Origin of the sequence: Minwuia sp., assembly GCF_048007105.1 — a bacterium.
Lineage (GTDB): Bacteria > Pseudomonadota > Alphaproteobacteria > Minwuiales > Minwuiaceae > Minwuia.
Genome location: NZ_CP180352.1, coordinates 3,806,101 through 3,824,407 on the forward strand (window position 1 = coordinate 3,806,101; position 18,307 = coordinate 3,824,407).

The following is an 18,307-nucleotide window of genomic DNA, read 5'->3' on the forward strand; positions in this document are numbered from 1 at the left end:
AGGCGAGGGGCGAATCCGGAGGGGATTCCTGTCGCGTCGCTTATGTTCTCTATGACAGGGGAATACAAACCATGGAAACCACACTGTTGCTGGTGCTTGTCGCCGGTGCGCTCGCGATTGTCTACGGCATCGTGACCGCCAAGCAGGTGCTGGGAGCGCCTGCCGGCAACGAGCGCATGCAGGAGATCGCAGGCGCCGTCCAGGAAGGCGCCCGCGCCTATCTGAACCGCCAGTACATGACCATCGCCATCGTCGGCGTGGTCGTCACCATCATCCTTGCCATCCTGCTGGGCGGCCTGGTGGCCGTCGGCTTCGTGATCGGCGCCGTGCTGTCCGGCGCGGCCGGCTACATCGGCATGAACGTCTCCGTCCGCTCCAACGTGCGCACCACCGAGGGCGCGCGTCAGGGTCTGGCAAAGGGTCTGGACATCGCCTTCAAGGCCGGCGCCATCACCGGCATGCTGGTGGCTGGCCTGGCCCTGCTGGGCGTCGCCGGCTACTACGCCGTGCTGCTGGGCATGGGCGTCGAGGGCCGCGGCCTGGTCGATCCGCTGGTCGCCCTGGGCTTCGGCGCATCGCTGATTTCCATCTTCGCCCGTCTCGGCGGCGGTATCTTCACCAAGGGCGCTGACGTCGGCGCCGACCTGGTGGGCAAGGTCGAGGCCGGCATCCCCGAAGACGATCCCCGCAACCCCGCCGTGATCGCGGACAATGTGGGCGACAATGTCGGCGACTGCGCCGGCATGGCCGCCGACCTGTTCGAAACCTACGCCGTGACCGTCGTGGCCACCATGGTGCTGGCGTCGATCCTGTTCGCCGGCGAGCTGGCCGCGGCCACCATGCTGTATCCGCTGGCCATCGGCGGCGCCTGCATCGTGACCTCGATTATCGGCACCTACTTCGTCCGCCTGGGATCGTCCAACAACATCATGGGCGCCCTCTACAAGGGCTTCATCGCTTCCGCAGTGCTTTCGGCCGTCGCGATCTACCCGATCACCTCGGTGACCGTCGGCATGGGCCAGATCGGCAATGCAGGCTTCACCGGTCTTGACCTGTTCATCTGCGCCATCGCCGGCCTGGTTGTCACCGGTCTGATCATCTGGGTTACCGAGTACTACACCTCGACGGAGTACAAGCCCGTGCGTTCGGTGGCGGAGGCGTCCAATACCGGCCATGCCACCAACATCATCCAGGGTCTGGCCATCGGCATGCAGTCGACGGCGATCCCGGCGCTGATCATCTGCGCTGGCATCATCGTCACCTACTCGCTGGCCGGCCTGTTCGGCATCGCCATCGCCGTCACCGCCATGCTGGCGCTGGCCGGCATGGTCGTCGCGCTGGACGCCTACGGTCCGGTGACGGACAACGCGGGCGGCATCGCGGAGATGGCCGAACTGGACGAATCGGTGCGCAACACCACCGATGCGCTGGACGCCGTCGGCAACACCACCAAGGCCGTCACCAAGGGCTACGCGATCGGTTCCGCCGGTCTCGGCGCCCTGGTGCTGTTCGCCGCCTACACGCAGGATCTGGCCTTCTTCGCCGCCAATCCGGATCAGTACCCGTACTTCGCCGGCGTTGTCGTCGATTTCGCGCTGTCCAACCCGTATGTGGTTGTCGGCCTGATCTTCGGCGGCCTGCTGCCGTTCCTGTTCGGCGCCATGTCGATGACCGCTGTCGGCCGCGCCGCCGGCTCGGTCGTCGAGGAAGTCCGCCGTCAGTTCCGTGAGGATTCGGGCATCATGGCCGGCACCTCGAAGCCCGACTACAGCCGGGCGGTCGACATGCTGACCAAGGCCGCGATCAAGGAGATGATCGTGCCGTCGATGCTGCCGGTGCTGGCGCCGATCGTCGTCTACTTCGTCATTCTGGGCGTGACCGGCGGCGACAAGGCGCAGGCGCTGGCCACCGTCGGCGCGATGCTGATGGGCGTGATCGCCACGGGCCTCTACGTCGCGGTCTCCATGACCGTCGGCGGCGGCGCCTGGGACAACGCCAAGAAATACATTGAGGACGGCAATCACGGCGGCAAGGGCTCCGAGGCGCACAAGGCCTCGGTGACCGGCGACACCGTCGGCGATCCCTACAAGGACACCGCCGGCCCGGCCGTGAACCCGATGATCAAGATCACCAACATCATGGCCCTGCTGCTGCTGGCGATCCTCGCCCACTAAGCTTCAGGGACCGTTGGTCCGAAGAGCCCCGCGGAGGTTAGCCTCCGCGGGGCTTTTCCTTGTTCAGAGCGGGACCGGGAGCTCGAAGCAGGTTTCGTATATGCGGTCGCGGTGCGCCATCAGTTCGCCGGATGCGGCGGACTTCACATCGTCGGGCACCGATTCCCACATGGCGCGGAAACGCGGATGCATCGGCAGCTTCTCCGCCGGCAACGGCGCGACGAGGTTGGAGAAGGCGGCCCAGTAGATGTCGACCGCCGTCAGGGACGAACCGACGAGGAACGGCTTGCCGGCGATCCGCGCCGAAAGGGCTTCGAGGATCGCGATGACCCGCTGCCGGTAGTCCTCGCTTTCGCGATAGCCGTATTTGCCGGCCAGGAACTTGCCGACCTTCGGGTGAAAGCCGCTGGCGCCGTCGGATTCGAATCCGAGACCGACGAGGAAATTGCGCGCCGCCCAGCCCAGACCCATCTCGCCGCAGATCTCGTGGGACAGACCGATCGCCTCGGCGCGGGCCTCGAAGCCGTCCGGCAGCAGCGGCTTCGCCGGCGCCAGCCGTTCGGCCAGCAGCAGGATTTCCGCCCAGCCGGTGCGCAGCGGTTCGTCCTCGAAGGCGACGACCGGGACCGAGGAATTCCCCGCCCACCCGGCAATCGCGTTGTCAGGATCGTCCTCGGCCTGTCCGGCATACTGGCAGTCCAGGCCCTTGACCCGGAAGATGGCCTTGGCCGCTTCGGTCCAGGGGCTCGGAACCCCGCGCAGACAGGCAATGCGGAGGCCCGGCATCGCGCGGGCCTCGGTTACGGATACGAATGTCGACATGCCTTTTTCCTCCCCGATTCAGGCAGGGAGGGATGGTAGCGCAGTCCGCAGGCTTGGAAAGTCAGGCGGCGGCGGGCCGCTGCGCCAGGCCTTCCATGATGGTGCGGTTCACCGAGATCAGGTCGTCGACCGTCTCCATGCCGCGCATGACGCTGCTGGAATGACGGTCCACCCAGATCGCCAGCGAGATGATCGACGCCCGGGTCTGCTCGGGCAGCATGTTGCCCTCCTTCGAGCAGTCGGACATCAGGGTCGACCAGAGCCGGCGGTTGCGGTGCACGGCCTCGATCACACCCGGTTCATGCCGCGGCAGATCCTTCACCTCCATGAGGCGACGGGTGATCTCTGCGAAAAGACGGTACTCGGTATCGCGCGGGCTCTCGGCGACGCGCTGCGCCTTGCTATACGCCTGCAGGCTCATAATTCAGCCTCTCTTGTTCGAAGTCGAGCAGTCGCCGGCACAGCGTCAGACCCTTGTAGTACTGACGCTCCATGACGCACTGGCTGATGGAGACACAAGTGGAAAGCGCGTCGGGGTCGCTGACCGCTCCCATGAACTCCGACATGCGCCGCACGAATTCTTCGTAGAAGCCGGGCCGGACCTTCTCGTCGAGGTACATCGACATGATGGCGAAGTAGATTCGCTTCGCCGGAGTGTCGACCTCGTTCGCTTTCAGGATGTCGCGCTCGCGGAGGATCGACGCCTTGTTATGCAGTACCAGGGTCGCCCGCCGGTCGCCGTTCGCGATGACCGCGCCGTTGATGACGAATTTCTCGCCGGGCTTGAGCGTCAGTTTCAGGGCCATACAGTCCTCGGCCGTCGCCGGCCGCTCCGAGATACGTGAACACGAACCCGGCGAACCGGGCATGGAACGCAGATTGATCCCGACGAGGTTGAATTATCGTTAACGGCGGAGAAAGTCGGCGGGCAAAACGTGCTTAAGCAAATCTTCACCCTGCCCGGCTTTGATTGCGGCGTTTCGAAAACGATCACGAGACCGCCATGTCCTCCGCCCGACTGAAGACCCGTCCCGAAGCCAAGACCGCGCCGAAGGTTCACCGCTCGATCCTCCAGGGCGACACGATCCAGTTCGTCGAGGTGCTGAACCGCGTCGATCCGGAACGCAAGCCGACGCGCGCCGAACTGAAGCGGTCGATCCAGCATCTGAGCCGCGGCAACAAGCTCGCCAATGACGGCCAGTTCAACGAGGCGGCCTCGGAGTTTCTGAGGGCGCATTGCCTTGACCCGTCGAACGGCGACACCCTGCTCGTGCTGGGCAACAATCTCCGCTACGCCGGCAATGTGCAGGCAGCGATCCACGCGATGGAGCGCGCCCTCGAGATCGCGGGCGAGGATCCGGAACTGGTCTACGGCGTCGGCCAGCTGGCCCAGGATCTGGGCATGCTGGATGCGGCCGAACGCATGTACGCGCTGGTGATCCAGCGTTGCCCCGACGACCCCCGCGGCCCCACCGCGCTGGCCGCCGTCAAGCGGGCCAAGGGCAATTACGGCGAAGCGATCGACACGCTGAAATTCGCCATCGAGCAGAAGCCGTCTGACGAGAGCCTGTGGCAGGCGCTTGCGGTTACGGTCGCCGAAGACCGCGGCGCCGACGCGGCCCGCCCCTTCTTCGACGAGGCGCTGCGGCTCAATCCCGACTACGACATCGCCTGGTCCAACCTGGGTCACGCCTACTCGTCGATGGGCCGGTTCGAGGAATCGCTGCCCTTCCTGAAGAAGGCCGTCGATCTGCGTCCCGACGACGCCGATACCCACTTCTCCTACGCGTCCTCGCTGCTCGGCGTCGGCGACCTGGAGGAAGGCTGGCAGGAATACGAGTGGCGGCTCGACCGCCGCCGCGGCGATTCGGTGGTCTTCGTCCACGACCTGCCGCGCTGGCAGGGCGAGGACATCTCCGACAAGTGCATCCTTGTCTCGGACGAGCAGGGCATCGGCGACGCCATCATCTTCGGCAGCGCTTACCGCGACGTGATCGAGCGGGCCGGCCACGTGATCATCGAGTGCGACCGGCGTCTCGTGAGCTGGTTCCAGCGCTCCTTCCCCGAGGCGACCGTGCACCGCCACGTCACCTTCCGCTCGAACGCCAAGATCCACCGCCACTACGGCTGGCTGAAGGAAGACGGCATTCCGAAGCCGGACCTGTTCATCCCCTCCGGCTCGATCTTCGGCATCGTCCGGGACGGCATCGACAGCTTCGCGCGCAACGGCAACTACCTGATCCCCGACCCCGAGCGCGCCGCTTACTGGAAGGCGAAGTTCGACGCCATCGGCGAAGGCCCGAAGGTCGGCATCTGCTGGACCGGCGGCTACGTCACCCCGATCCGCGCCAAGGGTTACATGTCACTGACCGACTTCGCCCCCTTCTTCGACCTGCAGGCGAAGGGCGCCCATTTCGTCAACTGCATGTACAAGGACGCCAGCGAGGACTGCGCCCGCCTGGCCGAGGACAAGGGCATCATCATCCACGATTTCGAGGGCATCGACCGCCGCGAGCAGCTGGACGAGGCCGCCGCCTGGACCGCCGGTCTGGACTTCGTCGTCTCGATTTCCTCCTCGCCGGTCGCCATTGCCGGCGCGATGGGCATCCCCGCCGTGACCCTGCTGCACAAGCCTGACCGCTTTCACTTCGGTTCGGGCATCGAGCCCTGGTTCCCCAACACCGACATCTTCGTCGCCCGCGAGCCCGGCGAATGGCCGAAGAAGCCCTGCACGGAAGCTCGCATCCGCACTGGCGAAAGGCTCGGGCTGGACTGACCGTGAGCATGCACGACCTGATCCCGATCATCGTTCAGGCGCGCACCGGCTCCAGCCGCTGCCCGGCCAAGGTTATGCGCACCGTCGCCGGCCGCCGCCTGATCGACTACACGCTGGATGCGCTGGAGCTCTGCCGCGCCGGCCGCCCGCTGATCGTCGCGACATCCGACGATCCGCTCGACGACGCGCTGGCGGCGCATTGCGCGGCCCGGTCCACGCCGGTCGTCCGCGGACCCCTGCTGGACGTCGCGGGCCGGTTCAGGACCGTGCTGCAGCAGTTCCCCGTCCGCGCCTTCGTCCGCGTTTCGGGCGACAGCCCGCTGATCGATCACCGGCTGGTGGATCTCGCCGTCGAGACCTTTCGTACCGAACGGCCTGACATCGTCTCGAATGTGGTCGAGCGAACCTATCCGAAAGGCCAGTCCGTCGAGGTTCTGGCATCGCACGCCTTCCTGAAGGGCGAGGCCGAGATGGCCGATCCTGCAGACCGCGAGCATGTGACGACCTGGTTCTACCGGCACGCCGAGCGGTTCAACATCGTCTCCCTGAAGGCGGACGAGAATCTGGGACAGGCGTCCATGGTGATCGACACCGAAGAGGAATTCCGGCGATTCCGGAAGCTGGCGCATCAGCTGGACAGCCCGGCCTGGCGCTACCGCTGGCACGAACTGGCGCCCCGGATCGCCGAAGCCGGATGAACGGCGAGGTCCTGATCCGCGCCGGCATCATCGGCCTCGGCGTCGGCGAGCGGCACATCTCCGGCTACGAACGTCATCCCAACTGCCGTGTCACCCGGCTTGCCGATTTCTCCGATGCAAAGCGCGCCGATGTGGCGACCCGCCATCCTGACCGGTCGATGACGGCCAGCGCCGACGAGATCCTGGACGATCCGGACATCGAGATCGTTTCGATCGCCTCCTACGACCAGCACCACTACGAGCAGGTCATGCGGGCCATCGACGCCGGCAAGCATCTCTTTGTCGAGAAGCCGCTGGTGCTGCAGGAAGATCATGCGCACGAGGTCCGCGCCGCGCTGCGCGCAAAGCCGCATCTGCGCATTTCCTCGAACCTGATCCTGCGCCGCTGCCCCCGCTTCCTGTGGCTGCGCAAGGAAATCCGCTCGGGCCGTATGGGCCGGCTGTTCAACATCGACGCCGAGTATCAGTACGGCCGCATCCACAAGCTGATTTCCGGCTGGCGCGGCGAGCTTCCGGGCTACTCGCTGGTGATGGGGGGCGCGGTTCACATGGCCGATCTGGTCATTTGGCTCACCGGCGACAGGCCGGTCGAGGTCACCGCATTCGGCAACCGCATCGCGACCGAGGGCAGCGCCTTCCGGAACTTCGACCTGGTGCGCGCACTCGTGCGTTTCGAGAGCGGGCTGGTCGCCTCGATCGGCTGCAATGGCGGCTGCGTACATCCCCATTTCCACCGCCTCGAGGTGCATGGAACAGAGGCGACCTTCGTTAACGGTTTGGAAAGCGCGTTTGTTTACCGTTCCCGTGATCCCGGCGTTCGGCCGGAGCCAATCACGGAGGCGTATCCCGGTGTCGACAAAGGCGATCTTCTCGAAGATTTCGTTGATGCGGTCCTGCATGGCCGCGAGCCGGAGGTAGGACAGGATGCCGTATTCGACGCCCTCTCCCTCTGCTTCGCCATCGAGCGCGCCGTCCATTCCGGCCAGCCCGAGCCCGTCCGGCCAATCTGAGCTGCCGCCGATCCACTTCGGCCGCCCGATCCTGGGCGACGAGGAACGGCAGGCCGTTCTGGAGGTTCTGGACAGCCCGCAGCTGGTTCATGGCCCCCGCGCCGAACTGTTCGAGGCCGATTTCGCCGAATGGTGCGGCGGCGGCGAGGCGATCACAGTCTCCTCCTGCACCGCGGGCCTGCATCTCGGCTACTTCCAGATGAAGCTGGGCGCCGGCGGCGAGGTCATCGTTCCGGCGCAGACCCATACCGCCACCGCCCATGCGGTGGAGTACTGCGGTGCGAAGCCGGTCTTCGTCGATGCCGAACCCGAGACAGGCAATATCGACATCGACCGCATCGAGCACGCCATCACCGACCGGACCCGCGCGATCTCGGTGGTCCACTATCTCGGCATGCCGGTCGACATGGACCGTGTCATGGCCATCGCCGCGAAGTACGGACTGCCGGTGATCGAGGACGCGGCGCTAGCCGTCGGTTCCTATGTCAACGGCGTCCATGCCGGCCTGATCGGCGACCTGGGCTGCTTCTCCTTCTACCCGGTCAAGCACATGACCACCGCCGAAGGCGGCATGCTGCTGACCCGCGATTCCGAAATCGCCGCCCGCGTCCGCCGTCAGAAGGCCTTCGGCCTGGACCGGACCGTGGTCGAGCGCAAGGAGCCGGGCATCTACGACGTCACCCAGCTCGGTTTCAACTACCGCATGAACGAACTGCAGGCCGCCATCGGCATCCAGCAGCTGAAGCGGATCCCGGATTTCCTGGCCGCGCGTCACCGCAACTACTGGCGCCTGGAGGCCGGCCTGAAGGAGATCGACGAGATCGATCTGTTCCAGTCGAACCATGCACATCTGGAGAGCAGCCACTACTGCCTCAGCGTGATCCTGAAGGGCCGCGCCGAAGGCCGCCGCTCCGAGATCGTGCAGGGCCTCAAGGACCGCGGCATCGGCAGCTCGGTCTACTACCCGGGCCCGGTGCCGATGCTGACCTACTACCGCGAGAAGTACGACCTCAACCCGGCGGACTACCCCGTCGCCTCGCGCATTTCCAACCAGTCGATCGCCCTGCCGGTCGGCCCGCATCTCGACGAGGCCGACATGGACCGTATCGCCAGCTCGCTGAAGGGAGCCATCAACGATGTCATCCGGTAATCACCCGCTGAAGGGTCAGAAGGTCGTCATCATCGGCGGCGCGGGCTTCATCGGCCACAACATGGCGCTGAAGATGAAGTCGGAGGGCGTGGACGTCGCCGTCATCGACAGCCTGGGCGTCAACAACTACTACGCCATCGAGCGGGAGCGGTACACGAACCCGAACGGCGAGATCTATCTCAACTTCATCAAGCAGCGGATGAACCTGCTCCACCAGGCCCGCGTGCCCTTCGTGGAAATCGACGCCCGCGACTATCACGGCCTGTCGGAGGCGATGGAGGACCTGAACCCCGACGCCATCGTGCATCTGGCCGCCGTCGCCCACGCCAACCGGTCGAACAAGGACCCCTACTCCACCTTCGACCATTCGCTGCGCACGCTGGAGAACGCGCTCGACGTCGCCCGCTCGACGCGGCTCAACGTGAAGCGCTTCGTCTATTTCTCTTCGTCGATGGTCTACGGCACCTTCGCAGACGGCGTCGTCAGCGAGGAGACCGCCTGCAACCCGATGGGCATCTACGGCGCGCTGAAGTTCGCCGGCGAGAAGATGGTGATCGCCTACAATCAGGTCTTTGACCTGCCGTTCACGATCATCCGCCCCTCGGCGCTCTACGGCGAGCGTTGCGTCAGCCGCCGGGTCGGCCAGGCGCTGATCGAGAATGCGCTGCGCGGCAACCAGCTGACCATCAACGGCGACGGCTCCGACTGCCTGGACTTCACGTACGTCCAGGACCTGATCGCCGGCGTCATGGGTGCGCTGGCCACCGAAAAGGCGGCCAACGAGATCTTCAACCTGACCTACGGTTCGGCGCGGTCGCTGAACCAGATGGTCGAGATCATCCGCGAGCATTTCCCGAACGTCGATGTGCGCCACAACCCGCGCGACGCGCTGATGCCGGAACGCGGCACGCTGAACGTCGACAAGGCGCGCCGGCTCATCGGCTACGAGCCGCAGTACCCGCTGGAGAAAGGCTTCGTCGACTATATCAACTGGTACAAGGCCAACTGGGAACTGCTGAACACCGGCGCCGTGGATGCCGGTGAGGTCGTCTACCTGACGAGGCGCGCCTGGGCATGAACCCCGGCCCCGGCATGGCGTACCGCTCCGACGAGTGGCTGAGCGGGCTGCTCGGGAAGGCGGTCTGGCACCTGACGCCCACTGGCGCGGAGATGGACCAGATCCCCCTGCCGCAGACCTCGCCGTGCTTCATCGACGCCAAGGTCGGCGCGTCGGATATCGAAACCGCCAACCGGCTGCAGAATGCCGGCTTCCGCCTGATCGAGACCAATATCCGGCTCGAACGGGCAAGCTGGCCGGCGGCCTTCAGCCGGACCGCCCGCTTCGCCGACGATCCCGACCGCGCGGCTGTCGAGCGGATCGCCGAAAGCGGCTTCACCTATTCGCGCTTCCACATGGACCCCATGGTACCGAAGGCCGCGGCGGACAGCGTCAAGCGCGCCTGGGCCGGCAACTATTTCGACGGCAAGCGTGGCGACCACATGGTCGTCTCGGAAGTCGACGGCGAGATCGCCGGCTTCCTGCAACTGCTCGTCGACGGCGATAACATGACCATCGATCTCGTCGCCGTGGACAGCCGCTTCCGCGGCAAGGGCCTGGCCCGCGACATGATCAGCTTCGCCGAAGCGACCATTCCCAACATCAACCGCCTGACGGTCGGCACGCAGGCCTCGAACGTGCGTTCGCTGCACGCCTACGTGACCAACAAGTTCCAGTTCACGGCGGCCACCTACGTCTTTCACTTCCACGGGTAGCACCATGAAGATCGCCAGCCACGACACCCAAGACCGCGCCTTCGTCATCGCCGAAGTCGGCAACAACCACGAGGGCGATTTCGGTCTGGCGAAGGAAATGCTCTATCTCGCAGCCGATTCGGGCGCGGACGCCGTGAAGTACCAGACCTTCCGGACCGAGCAGTTCATCTGCCGGGACGACGAGGCCCGCTATCAGCGGCTGAAGAGCTTCGAGCTCAGCTACGACCAGTTCGCCGAGTTGGGCGAACGCGCCCGCGCCGCCGGCCTGGTCTTCATCTCCACACCGCTGGACATGGAAAGCGCCGAGTTCCTGGACGGCGAGGTCGATGCCTTCAAGATCGCCAGCTCCGACAACAATTTCTGGCCGCTGATCAACTTCGCAGCGCTTTCCGGGAAGCCGGTGATCCTGTCGACCGGCCTGGCCGGCCTGCCGGAGATCCGCAGCGCCGTAAACCACATCCATTCCTGCCAGGGTGGCCTGGAAGGCAATCCGGAGATGGCGGTCCTGCACTGCGTCTCCGCCTACCCGACCCCGCCCGAGGAAGCCAATATCGGCGCCGTGCGCACCCTTCGCTCCGAGCTGCCGGGCTGCACCGTCGGCTACTCCGACCATACCCAGGGCATCGACGCCGCCGTGCTGGCCGTGGCGATGGGCGCCGAGATCATCGAGAAGCACTTCACCGTCGCCCACGACCACTCGGACTTCCGCGACCATCAGCTTTCCGCCGACCCGGCCGAGATGGCCGAACTGGTCCGCCGCATCCGCGCGTTCGAGGTGCTGCGCGGTTCGGGCGAGATCGGCATGGAGGCATGCGAACGCGGCAACGCCCCGCTGATCCGCCGCTCCATCGCGGCGAAGACGCCGCTGGGCGCCGGCCACCGCGTCACCCGGGACGACCTGATCTGGGTGCGTCCCGGCGACGGCATCGCGCCGGGCCAGGAAAACGAGATCGTCGGACGGACGCTGAACGCCGCCATGAACACCGGCGACCGCTTCCAGCCGCACCTGCTGGGCTGACCCTATGTGCGGCATCGCCGGACATATCGGGGCCGCACCGCCGACGCCCGACCGCATCGACGCGGCGCTCGAGGCGCTGAGGAGACGCGGCCCTGACGCCAGCGGCACCCATCAGGCCCGTGAAGGCGCGAACGCGGTAACGCTGCTGCATACGCGGCTGGCGATCATCGATCTGGACCGCCGCTCCAACCAGCCGTTCCGCCGTGACGGACTTTCGCTGGTCTTCAACGGCGAGATCTACAATCACGTCGAGGTACGCCGGCTGCTCGAGCGCCGAGGCATCAGCTTCACCACCCGGTCCGATACCGAAGTCCTGCTGGAGGCGTATCGCGTCTGGGGCGAGGACTGCGTCGACTATCTGGAAGGAATGTGGGCCTTCGCGATCCACGATGCGGACCGGCACCGCGTCTTCATCTCCCGGGACCCGTTCGGCGAGAAGCCCCTGCTCTGGCGCGCCGGCGGCAATGGCGTCTGGTTCGCCTCCGAGATCGCCGCCCTGTCGGCGCTGACCGGCCGCCGCCCTGCCGTCAATACCGACACCGTGCGCCGGTACCTCGTGAACGGCTACAAGGCGCTGTACAAATCCGAGGCGCTGTTCCACGAGGACGTCCGCGAACTGCCGCCGGGCTGCAATCTGGTCATCGGCGGCAATGGCGACGTCACCATCCGCCGATACTGGCGCCCCGAATACCGTCCCGATTCGTCCATGAGCTTCGGCGAGGCGGTCGACGGCATCTGGCATCATCTCTCCGAAAGCATGCGGCTGCGGTTGCGCGCCGATGTGCCCATCGCCTTCTGCCTGTCCGGCGGCGTCGACAGCGCCGCGCTGGCATCCTTCGCGGCGAAGCAGCACGGCGCTCATGTCACGGCCTTCTCGATCATCGATCCGGATCCACGCTACGACGAGAGCGACAACATCCACGCGACCGTGAAGGACCTCGGCTGCGTCCATCACGAGATCCATCTGCAGCAGTCGTCCGACCTCGACCGCTTCGCCGCCCTGATCCGCTACCACGGCAAGCCGGTGGCGACCGCGAGCTACTACGTCCACGCGATGCTGTCGGAAGCGATGCGCGAGCGCGGCTTCAAGGTCGCCGTTTCCGGCACCGGCGCGGACGAGCTGGTCAGCGGCTATTACGACCACTTCAACCTGCACCTGCACGCTATGAAGGGCCATCCCGACCGCGCGCAGCGCATCGACGACTGGCGCACCCATCTGGGCCCGATCGTGCGCAATCCGCATCTGCGGGACCCGCTGCTCTACGACCGCGACCCGGCGTTCCGTGGCCACATCTATCTGAATGCAGACGTCTTTTCGGACTATCTGACCGAGCCCTTTGCCGAACCCTTCACAGAAGAACCGCTGTCCGACGACCTGATGCGCAACCGGATGCTGAATGAACTCTGCCACGAGGCGGTGCCGATCATCCTGCGCGAGGACGATCTGAACTCGATGAAGAACTCCATCGAGAACCGCAGCCCTTATCTCGACCGCGCACTCTGCGATTTCGCCTACTCGATCCCGCCGGAACATCTGATCCGCGACGGCTACGCCAAGGCGCCGCTGCGCGCGGCCGCCAAGGGCATACTGAACGACAAGGTGCGCCTCGACCGGCACAAGAAGGGTTTCAACGCCGCCTTCCGCAGCCTGTTCGACCTCGACAACCCGAAGACCCGGGAACGCATCCTGGACGACGGCCCGATCTTCGACCTCGTCCGCCGCGAGAAGATCGAACAGGCCATGTCGATGCCGGAGCTGCCCAACAGCTTCTCCAAGTTCCTGTTCTCCTTCGTCTCCGCCAAGCTTTTCATGGAGCAGTCGGCATGACCGTCCGTTTCTGCCAGTCCTGCGTCCTGCCCGACAGCCGTCCGGGCATCGAGATCGGCGCCGACGGCGTCTGCAATGCCTGCAAGGGCCATGCGGCCAACCGGATCGAGATCGACTGGGCCGCGCGCGAGACCGAACTCCACCGGATCGTCGGCACCGCCCGCGCCGCGAAGGCGCCCTGGGACTGCATCGTCCCCGTTTCCGGCGGCAAGGACAGCTTCTGGCAGGTCATCCGCTGCCGGGCGCTGGGCATGAAGGTGCTGGCGGTGACCTGGAAGTCGCCCGGCCGCAACGCGCTGGGGCAGGCCAATCTGGACGCGCTGGTCCGTCTCGGCGTGGATCACATCGACTTCTCGATCGATCCGTCGGTCGAGGCGCGGTTCATGAAGAAGACGCTTCTTGAAACCGGTTCCAGCGCCGTTCCGATGCATCTCGCCATCTTCGCCATCCCGATGCGGCTGGCGGTGAAGATGGGCGTACCCCTGATCGTCTGGGGCGAAAGCCCTTTCATGGAATATGGCGGGGAGAAGGGCGACAGCGACCTCAACCTGCTCAACCACGCCTGGCTGAAGCGGCACGGCATCCTGCAGGGCCGCGAGGCGCTGGACTGGGTCGGCCCGGAACTCTCCGAGCGCGAACTGGAGCCCTATTGTCCGCCGAGCGAGGCCGAATTCGCAGCTGCGCAGGTGCGCTCGATCTTCCTCGGCTACTACATGCCCTGGGATCCGGCGACGAGTTTGAAGACCGCGGAGGCCAAGGGCTTCCGCCGGCGCGCCGAAGGCCCGAAGATCGGCCTTTACGACTATGCCGACATCGACTGCGACCACATCGCCGTCCACCACTGGTTCAAGTGGCCGAAATTCGGCTTCACCCGGCTGTTCGACAATCTGTCGCTGGAGATCCGTAACGGCCGCATGAGCCGCCCCCAGGCACTTGCGACCATCGCCCGGCTGGGCGATCAGCGTCCGTCCGGCGACATCGAGGCCGCCTGCGCCTTCATGGACCTGCCGCTGGCCGACTTCGCCGCGCTGGAAGAGAAGTACCGCGACCACACCATCTGGACCCGCCGCAACGGCCGCTGGGTCATCGACGGCTTCCCGGTCGAGGGCTGGGACTGGCCGGAGGCGCCGCTGGAGGCTGCGGCGTGAAGCTCTCCCAAAAATCCCCGCCGCGGATCTTCGAGCCCGCCCCCGGTATCGCCATCAGCGATTGCGGCGACCTGGAACTCTGCCCCGACGAGCAGGTCACCATGGTCACGAAGACCGGCAAGCGCATGGACGTGGCGGCCAAGGATTTCGGCTTCTACGCCACGCCGTCGGTCAATGGCCGGCTGAAGAACGAGGGCTTCAAGACGGCGCTGGTCCGCAGTACGCGCGGCCAGGTCTATGTCATGGTCGTTGACCGCGACCGGATGTGCGCGTTCGAACTCTATTGCGCCGCCGAGAACCAGACCGTGCTGGAGTGGCTGGATGAACGCCCCCTGGACTGAGGACACGATCCAGGGCGTCTTCGCCGCCAACCGCCTGCGCCTCGGGGACCGGACCTTCCTGACGCTGATCCAGGCGGACGGATCCGAGACCGATTACAGCTACGATGCACTCATGGAGCGGGCGGAGGCCTGGGCGGCCAGTCTGCACGATGCCGGCATTGCCACGGGCGACCGCGTTGTCGTGATACGCGAACACGGGCTGGACCTCTACGCCGCCTATGCCGGCGCCATCCTGCTGGGCGCCGTGCCGTCGATGTTTGCCCATCCGTCTCCGAAGCTGTCCGAAGAGGTCTATTTCGAGACCATCGGGCAGTTGCTCGCCGGCAGCGGAGCAAAGGCGCTGATCGCCTATCCCGAGCTGGCCGGAAAGCTGAAGCCGGTACTCGGCGGTCTGGAAGGTTTCCGCGCCCTGCTCACCGGCACGGACGAAGGCGCTTCGGCGAACTGGCCGCGGCCCCGGGTCGATCCGGACAGCCCGGCATTCCTGCAATACTCGTCGGGCACCACCGGATTGAAGAAGGGCGTCGTGATCTCGCACCGCGCCCTGCTCTGGCAGATCGCAGCCTATGGCGAGGCCATCGGCGCCGGTGACGACGACACAATCGTTTCCTGGCTGCCGCTCTATCACGACATGGGACTGATCGCCTGCCTCTTCCTGCCGCTGATCCGGCGCTGCCGGCTGGTCGCGATGTCGCCCTTCGACTGGGTCCGCCGTCCCGGCATGTGGCTGGAGGCCGTGACCCGGCACCGGGGCACGTTGGGCTGGCTGCCCAATTTCGCCTACGCCTTCATGGCGAAGAACGCGCCGGAGGCGGGCTACGACCTTTCAAGCCTGCGCAGCATCGTCAACTGCTCCGAACCGGTAACCGATGCGGCGCACCGCGCCTTTCTGGACCGGTTCAAGGCGCAGGGCATGACGCCCGACCGCCTCGCCGCCTCCTACGCCATGGCCGAAGCCACCTACGCGGTTACCTCAGGGGGCTTCGTTGAGCCGCTGAGGACCGTGGAGAAGGACGGCCGGACGCTGGTTTCCTCAGGCCTGGTGCTTCCGGAAACCGAGGTCCGGATTCTGGACAATGATGGAAAGCCGTTGCCCGACGGCAAGACCGGCGAGATCGAGATCGTCTCACCCTCTATGTTCACCGAATATGACGGAAACCCGGACGCGACGGCGAAAGCCGTTGTCGGGGGCCGCTACCGCTCCGGCGATCTAGGGTTCCTGCAGGACGGCCACCTGTTCGTGACCGGCCGCAAGCGCGACCTGATCATCATCGGCGGCAAGAACATCTACCCGCACGACATCGAGGCGCTGACGGAAAGCATCGACGGCGTGATTCCGGGCCGCACCGTGGCGCTGGGCGAAACCGACGACGAGGCCGGCACACAGGCGATGATCGTTCTGGCCGAAAGCGACCGGTCCGGGAACACATGGCCCGCCATGGCGGCAGCAATCCGCCGCCGCATCGCCGAGGCGACCGAAGTCACGCCGCGGGATGTCCGCATCGTCCCGGCCCGCTGGCTGCGCAAATCGACCTCCGGGAAGATCGCACGTGCGGCGAACCTCGAACGGTATCGGGCCGAGTTCGCGGTCCACCGGCCGGTCGAAGCCTCGATTGTCGAAACCGACAGCACGCTGACCCGGATCCGCGATCTCGTCTCGTCGCTGGCCGGGGGGCCGGTCGATGACGACGCCTCGCTGATCCGGGAAGGCCGCATCGACAGCTTCGCCATCGTCAACCTGATCCTGGGGCTGGAACAGGCCTTCGGCCTGTCGATACCCGAGAGCACGGCGGCCGATCCGTCCGCGCTGGACAGCGTCGCCGCCATCGCCCGCACGGTCGAGGCCCTGAAGTCCGGGACGACAACAGAAGAAGGTTTCGACTTCGGTCCGGAAGACGTGCCGATGAGCCATGACGGGCCGGTCGCCCTGTCCTCGAAGCCCGCCGGCTTCTGGACCTGGTACTACCGACTGGTCTTCCGCCGCCACGGCATCCGCTACGGCAGGGGTCTCAGGGTGCTGGGGCCGATCCTGCTGAGGCTCGACGGCGACCCGAAGAACATGAGCTTCGGCGACGGCGTCACCATCATGCCCTGGGCCGACCTGAAGATCCGGGAGAACGGCCGCATCCGCATCGGCCATGGCTGCGCCATCGACACCATGGCCCGTCTCGTCGCCGCCAACGACGCCGAGATCCGGCTGGGCGACCGTGCCCAGATCGCCTTCTCGTCGATCGTCAATGCCGGCGAAAATGTCACCATAGGCCGCGACACCGCCACTGCAGGCCATTGCACCATCATCGCCTCGGAGCACCTATACAACAGCCCCGAACCGATCATGCGGCAGGGCTATCGCCACGAGCCGGTACTGATTGGCGCCGATGTCTGGCTGGCGTCGAACGTGCTGGTCACGCCGGGGTCGAAGATCGGCAACGGCGCGGTGATCTCTGCCCGATCGACCGTGCAGGGCACGATCCGGCCCTACGCGCTGGCGGCGGGCGCGCCTGCCAGGGTCGTGGGATCCAGATTGAAGGACTAGTTTCGGAGATCAGCCCAGGGCGCAGACCCGGATGTGGTGGCTCCAGGCATGCTCGAGGTCGGACAGCCGCTCCAGCAGCGCACCGAGATCCCCCGATTCACCCTCGAAACCGTCGGCGAACTCGGCCTCCAGCTTCTGGATGACGCCGCTCAGATCGCGGCCGCGCCCGGTCACCCGGACGATTGTGGCGCGACGGTCGTTCTGGGACTTGAACTGCTCGATGTAGCCGGCCTCGACCAGCTTCTTCAGATTGTAGGTCGCGTTGGAACCCTGGTAGTAGCCGCGCTCCATCAGCGTCTTCACGTTGACCTCGGCCTCGCCGATATTGGTCAGCAGCAACGCCTGCACCGCGCTGATGTCATCGACCCTGAGACGCGTCAGTTCGGCCCGGATCACATCCAGATAGAGCCGATGGAGCCGCTCGATCATGCGGGTCACGGAGCGGTAGCGGTGGGCCGCTTCCTGGCTGGCGTCGAAGGACTGATGGCTGTCGGGCATGACCGAAATTCTCCGGGTTAATCACTCGGTAAGGCGAACTGTTGCATCCTTTTCTTAACAACCCCCTCACAGCGGCCGGAAAGTGCCGAATGACCGATCAAGCACTCCACAGAACGGCCGACGTGATCATCATCGACGATGACTCCGCCAGCGCCCGCATTGTCAGCACGTTTCTGGAACGCAACGGCTATGTCGTGGTGACGGAAGGCAACGCCTTTGCAGGTCTCAACGCCGTTCGCCGGCACCGGCCCAAGGTGGTCCTGCTGGACATCCAGATGCCGGGCATGGACGGCATCACCGCCACGGGCATGGTCAAGAGCTACGCCCCGGCGGCGCATGTCGTGCTGATGTCCGGCTACCGCGAGGACCTCGGACGCGCGGGACGCGAGGCGCTGGGCGCCTTCGCCATTCTCGAGAAGCCGCTACCTTTGAATGCATTGCTCGATTTCGTGCGCGGCGCGGTGGCGTGACAGCGGTCACGATCCGGATTTCTTCTTGCTTATCCGTTCGTTAACCAGTGCCCGGTAGGTTGGGC

General features: G+C 65.7%; 17 protein-coding genes. 13 read left to right on the forward strand and 4 right to left on the reverse strand.

Annotation, left to right across the window (positions count from 1 at the left end; all coding sequences use genetic code 11):
• The first annotated feature begins 71 nt into the window (after positions 1-71).
• Positions 72-2,174, forward strand: coding sequence for a sodium-translocating pyrophosphatase (locus ACMVY4_RS18475; protein ID WP_416897438.1), 2,103 nt, complete (start codon positions 72-74; stop codon positions 2,172-2,174).
• 63 nt (positions 2,175-2,237) lie between these two features.
• On the opposite strand, the gene ACMVY4_RS18480 is transcribed toward ACMVY4_RS18475, so the two are convergent.
• The 3 genes from ACMVY4_RS18480 to flbT form a co-directional block, all read right to left on the reverse strand.
• Positions 2,238-2,996 carry a glutathione S-transferase family protein gene (locus tag ACMVY4_RS18480; RefSeq protein WP_416897439.1) on the reverse strand — a complete coding sequence of 253 codons (759 nt, stop codon included), beginning with the start codon at positions 2,994-2,996 and terminating at the stop codon, positions 2,238-2,240.
• A gap of 61 nt (positions 2,997-3,057) precedes the next feature.
• Positions 3,058-3,417: a flagellar biosynthesis regulator FlaF gene (gene flaF / locus ACMVY4_RS18485; protein WP_416897440.1), complete on the reverse strand. Its 360-nt coding sequence runs from the start codon at positions 3,415-3,417 to the stop codon at positions 3,058-3,060.
• Entirely contained in the window at positions 3,398-3,802 is a 405-nt protein-coding gene (gene flbT, locus ACMVY4_RS18490; protein ID WP_416897441.1) for a flagellar biosynthesis repressor FlbT, read from the reverse strand. The genes flaF and flbT overlap by 20 nt, the downstream gene beginning before the upstream one ends.
• A gap of 197 nt (positions 3,803-3,999) precedes the next feature.
• Between flbT and ACMVY4_RS18495 the strand changes: the two genes are divergently transcribed.
• Genes ACMVY4_RS18495 through ACMVY4_RS18545 form a run of 11 tightly spaced genes read left to right on the forward strand, consistent with a single transcriptional unit; the run spans position 4,000 to position 17,274 of the window.
• Positions 4,000-5,772 (forward strand): tetratricopeptide repeat protein, encoded by a 1,773-nt coding sequence (locus tag ACMVY4_RS18495; protein ID WP_416897442.1) that lies wholly within the window; start codon positions 4,000-4,002, stop codon positions 5,770-5,772.
• An 8-nt stretch (positions 5,773-5,780) separates the two neighbouring features.
• The gene (locus tag ACMVY4_RS18500) at positions 5,781-6,470 is read left to right on the forward strand and encodes a cytidylyltransferase domain-containing protein (protein ID WP_416900348.1); all 690 of its coding nucleotides are present in this window, start codon (positions 5,781-5,783) and stop codon (positions 6,468-6,470) included.
• A complete protein-coding gene (locus ACMVY4_RS18505) occupies positions 6,467-7,480 on the forward strand; it encodes a Gfo/Idh/MocA family protein (RefSeq protein ID WP_416897443.1) in 1,014 nt (337 codons plus the stop codon). The genes ACMVY4_RS18500 and ACMVY4_RS18505 overlap by 4 nt, the downstream gene beginning before the upstream one ends.
• Positions 7,395-8,630 carry a DegT/DnrJ/EryC1/StrS family aminotransferase gene (locus ACMVY4_RS18510; protein WP_416897444.1) on the forward strand — a complete coding sequence of 412 codons (1,236 nt, stop codon included), beginning with the start codon at positions 7,395-7,397 and terminating at the stop codon, positions 8,628-8,630. The genes ACMVY4_RS18505 and ACMVY4_RS18510 overlap by 86 nt, the downstream gene beginning before the upstream one ends.
• Positions 8,617-9,708 (forward strand): NAD-dependent epimerase/dehydratase family protein, encoded by a 1,092-nt coding sequence (locus tag ACMVY4_RS18515; RefSeq protein ID WP_416897445.1) that lies wholly within the window; start codon positions 8,617-8,619, stop codon positions 9,706-9,708. Before ACMVY4_RS18510 ends, ACMVY4_RS18515 begins: the two co-directional genes overlap by 14 nt.
• Positions 9,705-10,403, forward strand: coding sequence for a GNAT family N-acetyltransferase (locus ACMVY4_RS18520; RefSeq protein ID WP_416897446.1), 699 nt, complete (start codon positions 9,705-9,707; stop codon positions 10,401-10,403). Before ACMVY4_RS18515 ends, ACMVY4_RS18520 begins: the two co-directional genes overlap by 4 nt.
• A 4-nt stretch (positions 10,404-10,407) precedes the next feature.
• Positions 10,408-11,421: an N-acetylneuraminate synthase family protein gene (locus tag ACMVY4_RS18525; RefSeq protein WP_416897447.1), complete on the forward strand. Its 1,014-nt coding sequence runs from the start codon at positions 10,408-10,410 to the stop codon at positions 11,419-11,421.
• Positions 11,422-11,425: 4 nt separating this feature from the next.
• Positions 11,426-13,249 carry an asparagine synthase (glutamine-hydrolyzing) gene (gene asnB / locus ACMVY4_RS18530; RefSeq protein ID WP_416897448.1) on the forward strand — a complete coding sequence of 608 codons (1,824 nt, stop codon included), beginning with the start codon at positions 11,426-11,428 and terminating at the stop codon, positions 13,247-13,249.
• The gene (locus ACMVY4_RS18535; RefSeq protein ID WP_416897449.1) at positions 13,246-14,397 is read left to right on the forward strand and encodes an N-acetyl sugar amidotransferase; all 1,152 of its coding nucleotides are present in this window, start codon (positions 13,246-13,248) and stop codon (positions 14,395-14,397) included. The genes asnB and ACMVY4_RS18535 overlap by 4 nt, the downstream gene beginning before the upstream one ends.
• Positions 14,394-14,738, forward strand: coding sequence for a hypothetical protein (locus tag ACMVY4_RS18540; protein WP_416897450.1), 345 nt, complete (start codon positions 14,394-14,396; stop codon positions 14,736-14,738). Before ACMVY4_RS18535 ends, ACMVY4_RS18540 begins: the two co-directional genes overlap by 4 nt.
• On the forward strand, positions 14,719-17,274 hold the full coding sequence (locus ACMVY4_RS18545) for an AMP-binding protein (RefSeq protein WP_416897451.1): 2,556 nt from the start codon (positions 14,719-14,721) through the stop codon (positions 17,272-17,274). The genes ACMVY4_RS18540 and ACMVY4_RS18545 overlap by 20 nt, the downstream gene beginning before the upstream one ends.
• Positions 17,275-17,283: 9 nt before the next feature.
• On the opposite strand, the gene ACMVY4_RS18550 is transcribed toward ACMVY4_RS18545, so the two are convergent.
• Positions 17,284-17,772 carry a MarR family winged helix-turn-helix transcriptional regulator gene (locus tag ACMVY4_RS18550; protein WP_416897452.1) on the reverse strand — a complete coding sequence of 163 codons (489 nt, stop codon included), beginning with the start codon at positions 17,770-17,772 and terminating at the stop codon, positions 17,284-17,286.
• An 89-nt stretch (positions 17,773-17,861) separates the two neighbouring features.
• On the opposite strand from ACMVY4_RS18550, the gene ACMVY4_RS18555 reads away from it, so the two are divergent.
• Complete coding sequence (locus ACMVY4_RS18555) at positions 17,862-18,242, forward strand: response regulator (protein ID WP_416897453.1); 381 nt, start codon at positions 17,862-17,864, stop codon at positions 18,240-18,242.
• The last annotated feature ends 65 nt before the right edge of the window (positions 18,243-18,307 follow it).